Here is a 12,131-nt window from a genome sequence, read left to right on the forward strand (position 1 = left end):
GTTGAAGTATTTTTAGAGACAATATTGTTAAACAGAAGTTGGTTCAAGGATGTTCTGGACAATCGTTACAGTTGGCTATTGTAAGATGTTTTTTTAAAAGAATTTATAAAACCATTTTTAAAAAAAACGGTAATTTTATTGCTTCATTTTTTAATGATTTTAAATGTAAATACGTTTATAGCGAGAGCCTAGGGAAGTTAAAATTTCATAAGGGATGGTGTTAGCATCTGCGGATACTTGTTCAATAGTTTGATGTGTTCCAATAAGTTCTACCCAGTCACCTCTTTGAGGCTTTTTACCTTTAAGATCTGTAGCGTCAACGATAATGGAATCCATAGAAATGTCTCCGACGATAGGTAGTCTGTGTCCATTATAATAAACAGCACCTTTATTGGAAAGTGTGCGCAGCCAGCCATCTGCATAGCCGATAGAAATTGTTATGAGGGTGCTTGGCCTGTTGGTGATAAACGTGCCTCCATAACCGACAGGTGCTCCTGCATCAATGTTGCGGCTTTGAATAATTTGGGCTTCAAGCTTTAAAACAGGCTTAAGTATTGTTGTATATTTAGTGTGGGGATGGATTCCATAAAGTGCAATACCTGGACGAACAAGATCAAAATAGAAATCTGAACCAAGAAAAATACCTCCAGAATTGGCAAATGAGGCCTTACAGGTAGGAAGTTTTGCGAGTGCTGCTTTGAAGGTTGCTAACTGGGTATAATTGGATGAATGTGTATCATTTCCTCCATTAGCGAGATGACTGATAATATATTTTACTTCTGCTTTTTCGAAAAGAGTAGGCTGTTTTATCAATTGTTCTAATTCTTTTTTATCCAGTCCTAAACGGTTCATATCGGTATCAATTTGAACGATTGCGGGAAATTTTTTTCTTTTGTTTTGACAAAGTGTTTGCCAGCTTTGGATTGCACTCCAAGAATTAAGAACGGGGACAATACCAGATTGTGCGACAAATTCTTCTAAATTGTGTGGAATTCCGTTAAGAAGAGCAAGCGTGACATCTGATGGTAAAATGGTTTTTAATTGGAGCGCTTCCACAATTTGTGCAACAAAAAAGGTGCGGCAACCAGCTTGATAAAGTGCAGGGACAATTTTATTAGCACCAAGTCCATAAGCATTCGCTTTTACAATGGCTGAGCATTCTGCTGGAGCAACATGTTGTGCTAAAGTTGTATAATTAGCGATAAGAGCACCAACATCAATGGTTGCTATAGCTGTATAGTGGAATGGTGCACTTGTTTTATCATCAACGGATTTATTCATTTTAATTTTATCTGGTCTATGAAATATGAAATTCTCTCTAGTTGTTGCATAATCATATGTGGAAAGGGTATGAATATTGCTTTTGGTTTTCAAAATTGTTAACAGCTTATACTCAATTATGCACCACAAAGGCAATCTTTTGATATAGAATGCTCAATTTGTGCATATAATCAATAAACGCTTTCGTCTTTATTTGTTTGCCTTAATTGTGTTATATAGTTTAAGTCATTTTGTTATTGAAGATTTACTCTAAAATATTACTTTTTATCCTGATAAATACAAATATTTTCAAATTGTTGTTGCATTTTTATGGATCCAACCAATTAGGGTGTATTCGTATGAGCATTATTGCCCATTGCTTCAATGGTTCATATTATTGTTTTTTAAAATGCCTATATTGTGTTTTCTTTTTCTCTTTTAATAATGACGCGATCTGGTTCTTATATGCATGATTACGCGCTTTTAAAATAGAATGTCAAATGGTGTCTATTGAGAATAATTATATTCTCGTGTAATAAAAAATTTATTTCTCTTATTTTGCATGATACGCTTTTATTTCAGGTTTTCTATTTTGGTTAATTTTGATAAAAAGTGTTAATTAAGACGTTGATGTTTTAAGAGAAATGTTGGCAGATGGTCACATGACTATTATATCATCTTTACGATATGAGATTTAATGTTCAATAAGAGATATAGGGAAGAGTTGTATGAGTACGTCTGCCACAAAAACTCAGCCAAGCACCAGCGGCGTTGCATCAAATTTTCCGATTCCTGAGAATGTGTTTGCTCTCACTGTTCAAGAGATTCATCATTATACAGATCATTTGTTTAAATTTCGCCTAAATCGTCCAGAAAGCTTTCGTTTTCGTTCAGGTGAATTTGTTATGATTGGCTTGCCAAATGCAGAAAAACCGATTTATCGTGCTTATTCGATTGCAAGCCCATTTTGGGATGAGCAACTTGAATTTTTTTCCATCAAAGTTCCAGGAGGGCCACTAACTGAGCATCTCCAAAAAATTAAAATTGGTGATACTGTTCTAATGCGAAAAAAATCTACAGGGACACTGGTTCTTGATGCTGTTATTCCTGGAAAGCGTCTTTATCTTCTTTCAACGGGAACAGGTGTTGCTCCTTTTGCAAGTTTGATCCGTGATCCTGAAACTTATGAAAAATTTTCAGAAGTAGTGCTCATTCAAACAACTCGTAAGCTAGATGAACTTACTTATGCAAAGGATCTTGTTGCTTCTTTAAAACAAGATCCGCTGATTGGTGCGTGCGCACAGCAACTGAAATTTTACCCCATGACAACTCGTGAACCATCTGAGCATATGGGGCGCATTACTACTGTTATGGAGAGTGGTGCCTTTTTTGAAACAACTGGTTTATCCAAAATTAATCCTGATGAAGATCGAGTTATGATTTGTGGATCGATGGCTATGTTAAAGGATTGTGCAAGAATGTGTGAAGCTTTTGGTCTTGTTGAGGGTGCAAATAATGCACCAGCTACTTATGTTGTAGAGCGTGCTTTTGTTGGATAAAAACAAGTTGTTCGTGTTTGTATGGGATGTTCATGTGTGGCTCATGCTCAAGTTTCATGCTAGATGGAATATGCTGTTTTAGAGCTGTCCTCAAAATTGCTGATGCAGAATAGACTGGATAATTGAAGTTAATGGGTGTGGAGAATTATTTAAACCAAACTATGATTAGCAATTTTATTGGATTAAGGAGGTACAGCCTTTTGCTGCGCTACTATATATTAGTCAAAGAGAATAGATGGACGCTAAGATTTGCATAATGGGTGAAATAGGTTCTTTAGAAGAGAAAATTTAAGATATGCGTAGCTTTTTTAATATTGTTAAAGCAGTGAATTAATAATAGCTTTGTCAAAGAAGGTTTAATTAAATTAATTCGTTGTTGGATACTTTATGATTCATGATGTGTTTTTCTGCTGTATGTCCAGTTTATTCATGGTGAATATTTTTAAAAATTATGTCTTATTCAACAATTAATTTTGGAGTTTAGATATTATTATTTTAATGATATTTAAGTGTCTTTAATGCCTACAACGTAACCTTAAACGCTCTTCAATTCTTCTTTATTGGGGAAGCACAACAAGGCATTTTTTAGATCATTTGTGAACAAATATGATGGTTTGTTCCTAGAAAAGTGATAAATAAAAGGAAATTATTTAGGGTGCGTAGCGTGCTTTTCTCTTGGATATAATATTGTCAATATAATTCGATTAAGCACAATATGCAAAGAAGTAGATGAATAGGTCTTGAAATTGAATGAAACGCAGGTTATGGCAAGATCATGGAAAAGAATTTTAGAGTTGCTGCTGTCTATTGCTTTGCAGATTTGAAGCATTATCGTCAATTACAGAAACCTTTGCAGGATTTATGTCAAGCAAAGGGTATTAAAGGTACTCTGCTTTTAGCAAAAGAAGGAATTAACGGTACCGTTGCTGGTTCTTGTGATGCGATTGAGGCATTGGTAAATTTTATTACAACCGAGCCAGCATTTCAAACGCCAGAGATTAAATATTCGTGGGCATCAAAAATGCCTTTTCATCGTTTAAAAGTGCGGTTGAAAAAAGAAATTGTTACCATGGGAGTTGAGGGGGTTGACCCCTTAAAGGTTGTTGGAACCTATGTGGAGCCAGAAGATTGGAATGCTCTTATTCAAGATGAGGAGACAATTTTAATTGATACGCGTAATGATTATGAATATGCAATTGGGAGCTTTCAAGGCGCGATAGATCCAAAGATTAAAACGTTTCGTGAATTTCCTGAATGGGTTGCAAAGCATGAAGCTGATTTAAAAAAGAAAAAGAAGATTGCCATGTTCTGTACAGGTGGCATTCGGTGCGAAAAGTCAACGGCCTATGTGCGTGGGCTTGGTTATGAACAAGTCTATCATTTAAAAGGTGGAATTCTCAAATATTTGGAAACCATTTCAAAAGAAGAGAGTTTGTGGCAGGGTGAGTGTTTTGTTTTTGATGAGCGTGTTTCTGTTGGGCATGGTCTTGAGGAATGTGGACGTCAATTATGTCATGCGTGCCGTAGCCCTCTTAATGCTGAAAGCAAATTGTCGCCTCATTATGAAGAAGGTGTTTCGTGCGATTCTTGTTATAATATGCGAAGCGACATGGATAGGGAGCGTTTTCGAGAACGTCATAGACAATTCCAATTATTAAAATTGCGTTCTACGCATCATTCTCACCAAGAGTAATAAGGATGTAAAACGTTTAAAATAAAGCTTTTGTTTCTTTCTCTTTCAGGAGAGGGGTATTTTAAGCGTTAGTAGAAAAGTGTTTTGGCTGAACCGATATCCAGCTTTTTTTGTGTTTAACCCCTTGATTTAGTGTACAAAAGACGCTGGTTAAGGTGGTTTAGCGGCTTGAAGAAATCATCGCTTTTTTTACGTCATTTTGTGCTTTAAAATTAAAAAATATTTAAAATTAAAAAAGTGATTGAAATGAATAAAGATTAGCCTTATAAGTAGCATTGCCCAAAGTCGCACGTGCCTGTGGGTGTCCGCCAGTTCTCAAATGGTGAGGTTAACTGGTACGGTACCTGGAACTAACCGCTCCAGTCATTCTTACGGCCAATCGGAAGAGTGAGGACATCTTGAAGCAACGACGGTGCGGGCCTTTCTGGTGTCTTCCAGCTATATAAATGCTGGGATAACTATAGAGGCACACCTCATTGCCTTCAGTGCGGAAGTGGTTTTCTCATTCCAATCAAAAAGGCAGATAAAGTTAGGAACAACGCGGTTTTCGCGATGTTTTTCGCTGCATGCAATGCTGGTTTTTATCTGATTATTTATTTAAATAATCAAGGGAAGAGTGAAGTATTGTGTGTTTTGTCCTTTGGATATTGGTGGCTCTACGATGTTTTGATGTAGAGCTTGGGGAATTAATTCCCTTGGGAGAATTGGCATATGGCAACGCAACGTATTCGCGATTTTCTTGCAACACATCGCTCTGAAGGTCCATGCTTAATTGTTGATCTTGATGTTGTTCGTGAAAATTATTTAAATTTTGAAAAATCTCTTCCGCAATCTCGTATTTTTTATGCGATAAAAGCAAATCCTGCGCCTGAGATTTTGAGTTTGCTCGCTTCTTTAGGATCCTCTTTTGATGCAGCTTCTGTTGCAGAAATTGAAATGGCTTTAAAAGCAGGGGCAACGCCTGAACGTATTTCTTTTGGAAATACAATAAAAAAAGAGCGTGATATTGCGTGTGCATATGCATTTGGCATTTCGCTTTATGCGGTTGATTGTATTGAGGAAGTGGAAAAAGTAGCTCGTGCTGCCCCAGGATCTCGTGTTTTTTGTCGGGTTCTCACTGATGGAAAAGGTGCAGAGTGGCCATTATCACGTAAATTCGGTTGTGTTCCTGATATGGCAGTTGATGTGTTACGTCGGGCTCATCAATTGGGTTTACAAGCGCATGGTGTTTCTTTTCATGTAGGCTCTCAGCAAACAGATCTTAGCGCATGGGATCGTGCTTTGTCAGATGCGGCGACGGTTTTCAAACGTTTGGAACAAGAAGGAATTTCGCTAAAATTGGTTAATATGGGAGGCGGTTTCCCAACGCGTTATTTGAAAGATGTTCCTACAGCACAAGCCTATGGTACGGCTGTTTTTGATTCATTAAAAAAATATTTTGGTAATCGTATTCCTGAGACAATCATTGAGCCAGGGCGTGGAATGGTTGGTAACGCTGGTGTTATTCGCACAGAAGTTGTTCTTATATCTAAGAAAGCTGATAACGATAATGTCCGATGGGTTTACCTTGATGTTGGTAAATTTAATGGTCTTACTGAGACTATGGATGAAGCAATTCGTTATCCTATTGAAACATCTCATGACGATAAGGCAATGGAGCCTTGTATTTTAGCCGGTCCGACATGTGATTCTGCAGATGTTCTCTATGAAAAAACACCTTATCTTTTGCCTTTATCTCTTACGGTAGGAGATGAGTTATTGATACATGGAACTGGTGCTTACACAGCGACTTACGCGTCTGTTGCATTTAATGGTTTTAAGCCTTTGCAATCCTATGTGATTTGAGTCTTTCTTTATGATGATAAAGGTATAGTGGGGCGTGTGATAAAGATGAATATGATTAATTTTCAAACAAAAGATGGTGCGTTTTTTACACTTACATGCGAGCAAGAAGCTGATAAGCCGTATCGGGAATGCTTGCTTGATTTAGTTCTGGGAAAAGGGCGTAAGCGTAAATCGTCAGAAGCTTTACGTCGTGGTCGGTTGGCTGCATGTGGGCTATCCTTTGTTGTCAAAAATGCGCTTGGAGAGCTTGTGGGTAGTGTACGTCTTTGGCATGTTCGGTTTAAGAAAGGGAAAAATGGTACACAGCATGCTTTGCTTTTGGGACCTTTGGCTGTTTCAGCGGAATATTCTGGTATAGGGATAGGATCGGTTCTTATGCAGTATGCAATTGAAAGAGCAAAAAAACTTGGTTATGGCGCTATTTTACTTGTGGGTGATTGTAAATTTTATCAGCGTTTTGGTTTTTCAAGTAGTTTAACAAAAAATTTGGCAATGCCTGGTCCTTATGAGAAACATCGTTTTCAAGCGTTGGAATTAATACCAGAATATCTTTCCACGTGTCATGGCACTTTAGTTCCTAGTGGCGAAAGGGAAGATTTGAGTCGTTTTCAGCATCATAAAGTGGCTTAAAGATTTTATTTTCCAGCAGTGGTGGCATTGGGAAAACTGTCCATTTTTATTCGTGGAAAGGTCTTTTGATAAGATGCAAAGTCTTAGGATAGTTTTATTGCACAGCGCAATTTTTCTTTCATTTACATTTTTATATCTTTGATATTTTTAGTTAATTTATTGAGTATATTCAGTATCTTACATTGCTTTAAGGTGCTTTTAGCAGAGCCATTGACGTTATCTTTTTTTGATATTTTACAGAGTTTTCTAGTTAATTGGTGTTGAAAAAAATTTCTTAATTAGAAGCCAAGATGTAAGGCGAAGAATAGCTAAAATTGTGTTAAAATCTGCTTTTAAATGGCATATTTTTAAATTACGGCGCATAAAGAGATTAGCTTCTTTTGTGATTATGGATGTATTTACAACGATTAAAGCATCTCAGTAAGTTTGTATTTTCAGATTTTGTGAATTGAAAATGATTATTTATTAATAGTGAAGGGTACACTTAAGCATGTCTCTTACATAGCATCTTCTGGTGCATTAAATGAGGAAAAATATTGGCTTTTAATAGTTTAAACAAGTGTAGATATGTCTACTGACAACTGACAATGCGAAGGACTAGTAGTGTGCTTAGCAGTTTTGAAGCCAGCCATGATAGGAAAACGGGGTGAGCGTTGGATGATAATACATTGATCAATTTTATAGTTATATTTAGAAAAAACAGTTTAAGAATTTTTGTACGACTTTTGTTTGTATTGTAATAACAATAAGTTGTGGGAGAGAGGCTTGTTGTAGTAGGATCAAAATTATATATCAGCTTCTTTTGAGTTGAATAAAACAACAAATTTACGCGTTTAAGGATAATTTTTTTGAAGATAAGAATGCTCTCACAAAGGACATTGTGATAAAAATGTAAGCATTGTTCCAATAATTTTTTTGTTATGCGATAAGGAAACAAAATAAATCTAATAGAAATGGCTACTTGATCTATACGGTATAGGAACTTTAAAGTATTTTAGATAAAGTGAAAGCTTTGTTTGTTATAGTATAAAACTTTACAATTATTCATTTGAGGATGATCTTTGCAAGAACGCAACTATCTCGCATTTTATTGAGCTTTGATCAGGAATAATAATTCAGCACCAAATGTTGTATCATAATGCTATAATTTACAGGAGATAAAGTTACAAGTAATATAGAAAAGCGATTGACTAGAGAGAATACTTTTCTCGACTTTCATAAGCTTAATGCTTTGGAGTATTGGTGGATGGTGATCCTTTTCTTAGAAAAATGGTCATGAATGTCAAGATGCTAAAAATGGTTGCTATTATAAGGAAAAGGTCGCTAAAAGCCATAACCATTGATTGTATGCGTGCTATATTAAAAAGTTGGAAAAGAGCAAGAGTATGCGGATCAAAAGTTGCAGTTTTAAAGTACATAGTAAGGTTTGAAAGCATTTCAGTTGCTTGACTATTTCCTGGTCGGAGAGTTTCGGCTATTCTTGCATAATGCAAGTCTGTGCGTTTCATTAAAAGAGTATTGATGATAGCAAGTCCCACGGCACCACCAAGGTTACGTGTGAGATTAAAAAGTCCAGAGGCGTTTTTCATTCGTTCTGGTGGGAGTGATCCGAGGGCAATATTATTAATAGGGACTATACATAACATAGCAGAAGCACCACGGAAAACTTGAGCCCAAAAGAGTTCTTTAAAACCCCAATTATCTGTGATAGAGCTAGCTATCCAAGTTCCTAATGCAAAGCCAAAAAGTCCTATTGCCATCATCAAACGTGGATCGATTCGTGCTGAAAGAAATCCAGCAAGGGGTGCGGTTAATAGCATGACCAATCCTGAAAGGAACAATGTTTCTCCGATCATGAGGGCATCATAATGGCGGACTTGGCTCAAATAGACAGGATAAAGGTATGTGAGTCCATAAAGACCTATTCCGAGCGTAAAAGAAAAAATAGCTGCGGTTGAGAAATTAAAATTGGAAAAAGCCGAGAGATCCACAATGGGTTCTTTTGCAGTAAAAGTACGCCAGAAGAATAAGATTGCAGACAAAATCATGACAATGAATAATTTTAGAATCAGATCGTCATTTAGCCAGTCATTACGCGCTCCCTCTTCTAGAACATATTCCAAAGTTCCTAGAAAAACAGCCATAGAAATGAGGCCTAACCAGTCAAATTTAGATATTAAAGAGTGATCCGCTTTATCAAAGTCAATTAATTTCCAAGCAAAAATTGAGATAACAATCCCGCAAGGAACATTGATGAGGAAAAGCCAGTGCCATGATAAGATATGGCAGATGTAGCCTCCTACTGTTGGACCAATAGTGGGCGCTAACGTTGCTACTAATCCAACGATAGGGATAACAATTGGACGCTTGGAAGGAGGAAAAAGTATATAGGAGGCGACAAAAACGCTAGGAATAATACCCCCACCAATAAAACCTTGTAGTGCGCGGTACACAATCATCTCTCCAATAGATGTTGCTGTTGCGCAAAGAATAGAGGTAATTGTAAATCCGATAGCTGATATGCTAAAGAAAACGCGTGTTGAAAGCAATCTTCCCAAGAAGCCAGAAAGGGGCAACATGATGACTTCAGCAATAAGGTAGGAGGTTTGAACCCATGAAATTTCTTCAGAACTTGCTGAAAGACCAGCCTGAATTTCAGCTAAAGAGGAGGAAACAATTTGGATATCCAATATAGCCATAAACATACCAAAGGCCATAGCAATAAAAACTAAGACTTTGTGGATTTCTATGCGCTCTTGAGGATGTGTGGGCTCTAGCATGGAAGATGTCATAATAAGATCATTTGCTTTTTTATAAAAGGTTTTTATCTTGCGCCTTTGTCCGTGTATCAATTTCTACTGAAACGCTCATTCCCGCTCGGATATGACCAGTTTTTAATACTTCTTCTGGAATAGAGATGCGTACTGGAATGCGTTGGACAATTTTTGTGAAGTTGCCGGTGGCATTTTGTGGAGGTAAGAGAGAAAAAACAGCTCCTGTTGCGGGTGCAATAGAAAGAACTGTTCCCGTAATAAGATCTTTTTTAAAGGCATCAACAGTGATATAAGCCGTTTGTCCAGCACGAATATTCTGCAATTGTGTTTCTTTATAATTTGCTTCAATATAGAGCGCGTTGATAGGAACCAATGCAGCAAGGTGCTGTCCATTAACAACAAAATCGCCTGTCTTTGCTGTTAAATTTCCGATAATTCCATCAAATGGAGCTCGTAGGATTGTTGAATCAAGATCACGCTCTGCTTTATCGCGCATGAGTTCAAGATTTTTTGTTTGACTTTTCATTTCATTTAGTTGTGCTTCTAACACTTGAATATTTGCATGTGCTGCGGCTATTTGCGCATCTGCACGAGTGACATTGGCTTTGGCTTGTTCATAAGCTGATTTAGCACTGTCCACATTGGATTGAGAGACATAACGATCAGCTTTAAGTTCTGTGGTACGTTGCAAGGTAAGTTGTGCATTTGTTGCTATTGCTGAAGCAGCAGCTTTTTGTGCTTTAGCATCATCTAAAGCACTATGAGCTGCTGTAATTTGCGCATTAATCCGTATAAGGGTTTTTTGCTGTGTATCGAGTTGTGCTTTTGTTTGATCCAATGCAATTTGATAATCGCCACTTTCTAAACGAAATAGAATATCACCTTTTTTAACGGTTTGGTTTGCTTGAACAGAAATTTTTTCAATATATCCGGGTAATTTAGGAGCAATAGCCGCGATGTCTCCTTGCACATAAGCGTCGTCGGTTACAAGCATATATCGCCACTGTGTCAACCACTTGTAGCTAAACCATAATGCGCAAAGGGTAATAGTAAGAAGAAGAGCTTTGATTATTTTTTTTCGTTCTATTTGTTTAAAGTATTTCTTTGTTGAAACGATTGTTTCAGATGTGAACATGATTATACTTTCAATTAATGGACAAATGAGTAAAATAAACTCATCACTACACTAAAATTAATAGCACCTGTAGCAGAGGTGATAAGAACATTTCAAGAAAAAATAACCGCGGGATATAATAACTAATACACCCGTGAAGATGTTACTTTATTGTACACTCTTTGCAAATTCCTCGTATTTCTACGGTGCTTCTCTGCGCTTGAAAATCAGCAGCTTGAACCATTCGCTTAACACTATATGCAATAGCTTGATTCTGCATTTCGCTAACTCTACCACATTTATCACAAATTGTAAAAGTTATAAATTCATTTTGACAATTTTCAGGATGTACACAGGCCATAAAAGCATTTACACTTTCAAGGCGATGAATATATCTTAATTTTACAAGTCTTTCTAATGCACGATAAACTTGTGGAGGGGCACGAAATCCTTCTTCGCGTAAGCGATCAAGAATCGCATAAGCGCTTAAAGGTCCTTGTGCATTTTTTAAAGTGTTTAAAACTAGTATTTGGTTGCGTGTAAATTTAGATGGCATTGGCACCTTCCTTTTTACTTCATCAGAAGCATAAAGTGTGCGAAATATTTGTGCAATGGTGATTATAAGTACGTATTTTTATATTCCCTCTTTTTAGGTAAAATATGAAAAAGTTATTTATTTTAATTTTTATTAGAAAGTTGTGTTGACTCTTTGCCAAAAAGGGTTCTATATAGCGTTGTAACGAGAGTGGTTTCTGCTTGCGGCGGGGGTTTTTTGCTCTTGTTTACAATGAAAGATTTACCATATATTTTACGGCTATTTTGGGCTGAGAGTGTCTTTGACTTTTGCGCTTTGGCGTTTATGTGTGGTTTTGTTTTATGAAACGGTTTTTTGACTGTTTGTTCTTTGACAAGAGAAGAAAGAAGAAAGAGAAACGTGGGCGGCATAGTCTGCAGAGATTTTGAAGTTTTGCTTTGAAATTTCGTGAAAGAATATGGCGGCACGTTTTTTCAAGAGAAGATGTTAATACCGGATCTAATGTCATGTTAGATTGGTGTGTAAATATGTTCTCGTCGATTCAAGCGTGACCATTAATTGGTCGCTTTGTTATAAAGCGAAAGACCAAGATAAAGCCAAATCAAATTTTCAAATATGAGAGTTTGATCCTGGCTCAGAACGAACGCTGGCGGCAGGCTTAACACATGCAAGTCGAGCGCGCTCTTTTAGAGCGAGCGGCAAACGGGTGAGTAACGCGTGG

At 36.9% G+C, this 12,131-nt stretch carries 8 protein-coding genes and 1 rRNA gene (1 of these 9 cut by a window edge); 5 read left to right on the top strand and 4 right to left on the bottom strand.

Features of this window, described 5'->3' with window-relative positions; genetic code table 11:
- Positions 1-159: 159 nt before the first annotated feature.
- Positions 160-1,281, bottom strand: coding sequence for an alanine racemase (alr, locus tag V4B18_RS03170; protein ID WP_455476383.1), 1,122 nt, complete (start codon positions 1,279-1,281; stop codon positions 160-162).
- Positions 1,282-1,988: 707 nt separating this feature from the next.
- On the opposite strand from alr, the gene V4B18_RS03175 reads away from it, so the two are divergent.
- From V4B18_RS03175 to V4B18_RS03190, 4 genes are all read left to right on the top strand, one after another.
- Positions 1,989-2,819 carry a ferredoxin--NADP reductase gene (locus V4B18_RS03175; protein WP_455476384.1) on the top strand — a complete coding sequence of 277 codons (831 nt, stop codon included), beginning with the start codon at positions 1,989-1,991 and terminating at the stop codon, positions 2,817-2,819.
- A 775-nt stretch (positions 2,820-3,594) separates the two neighbouring features.
- On the top strand, positions 3,595-4,512 hold the full coding sequence (gene trhO, locus V4B18_RS03180; RefSeq protein ID WP_455476385.1) for an oxygen-dependent tRNA uridine(34) hydroxylase TrhO: 918 nt from the start codon (positions 3,595-3,597) through the stop codon (positions 4,510-4,512).
- Between the two features lie 711 nt (positions 4,513-5,223).
- Positions 5,224-6,357, top strand: coding sequence for a type III PLP-dependent enzyme (locus tag V4B18_RS03185; protein ID WP_455476386.1), 1,134 nt, complete (start codon positions 5,224-5,226; stop codon positions 6,355-6,357).
- Between the two features lie 45 nt (positions 6,358-6,402).
- Positions 6,403-6,987 (top strand): GNAT family N-acetyltransferase, encoded by a 585-nt coding sequence (locus tag V4B18_RS03190; RefSeq protein WP_455476387.1) that lies wholly within the window; start codon positions 6,403-6,405, stop codon positions 6,985-6,987.
- Between the two features lie 1,223 nt (positions 6,988-8,210).
- On the opposite strand, the gene V4B18_RS03195 is transcribed toward V4B18_RS03190, so the two are convergent.
- From V4B18_RS03195 to V4B18_RS03205, 3 genes are all read right to left on the bottom strand, one after another.
- On the bottom strand, positions 8,211-9,779 hold the full coding sequence (locus tag V4B18_RS03195; RefSeq protein WP_455476388.1) for a DHA2 family efflux MFS transporter permease subunit: 1,569 nt from the start codon (positions 9,777-9,779) through the stop codon (positions 8,211-8,213).
- Between the two features lie 19 nt (positions 9,780-9,798).
- Positions 9,799-10,896, bottom strand: a complete 1,098-nt coding sequence (locus V4B18_RS03200; RefSeq protein WP_455476389.1) for an HlyD family secretion protein — start codon at positions 10,894-10,896, stop codon at positions 9,799-9,801.
- 142 nt (positions 10,897-11,038) lie between these two features.
- Positions 11,039-11,431: a Fur family transcriptional regulator gene (locus V4B18_RS03205; RefSeq protein WP_455476390.1), complete on the bottom strand. Its 393-nt coding sequence runs from the start codon at positions 11,429-11,431 to the stop codon at positions 11,039-11,041.
- 590 nt (positions 11,432-12,021) lie between these two features.
- Here V4B18_RS03205 and V4B18_RS03210 point away from each other — a divergent pair.
- Positions 12,022-12,131 (top strand): 16S ribosomal RNA (locus tag V4B18_RS03210) (it continues 1,380 nt past the right edge of the window).

The sequence above is a fragment of the Bartonella sp. B17 genome (genome assembly GCF_053795755.1).

Bases quoted from the DNA above. Each gene is read 5' to 3' on its own strand.
- alr (WP_455476383.1), bottom strand. From the start codon at position 1,281: ATGAATAAATCCGTTGATGATAAAACAAGTGCACCATTCCACTATACA.
- V4B18_RS03175 (WP_455476384.1), top strand. From the start codon at position 1,989: ATGAGTACGTCTGCCACAAAAACTCAGCCAAGCACCAGCGGCGTTGCA.
- trhO (WP_455476385.1), top strand. From the start codon at position 3,595: ATGGAAAAGAATTTTAGAGTTGCTGCTGTCTATTGCTTTGCAGATTTG.
- V4B18_RS03185 (WP_455476386.1), top strand. From the start codon at position 5,224: ATGGCAACGCAACGTATTCGCGATTTTCTTGCAACACATCGCTCTGAA.
- V4B18_RS03190 (WP_455476387.1), top strand. From the start codon at position 6,403: ATGAATATGATTAATTTTCAAACAAAAGATGGTGCGTTTTTTACACTT.
- V4B18_RS03195 (WP_455476388.1), bottom strand. From the start codon at position 9,779: ATGACATCTTCCATGCTAGAGCCCACACATCCTCAAGAGCGCATAGAA.
- V4B18_RS03200 (WP_455476389.1), bottom strand. From the start codon at position 10,896: ATGTTCACATCTGAAACAATCGTTTCAACAAAGAAATACTTTAAACAA.
- V4B18_RS03205 (WP_455476390.1), bottom strand. From the start codon at position 11,431: ATGCCATCTAAATTTACACGCAACCAAATACTAGTTTTAAACACTTTA.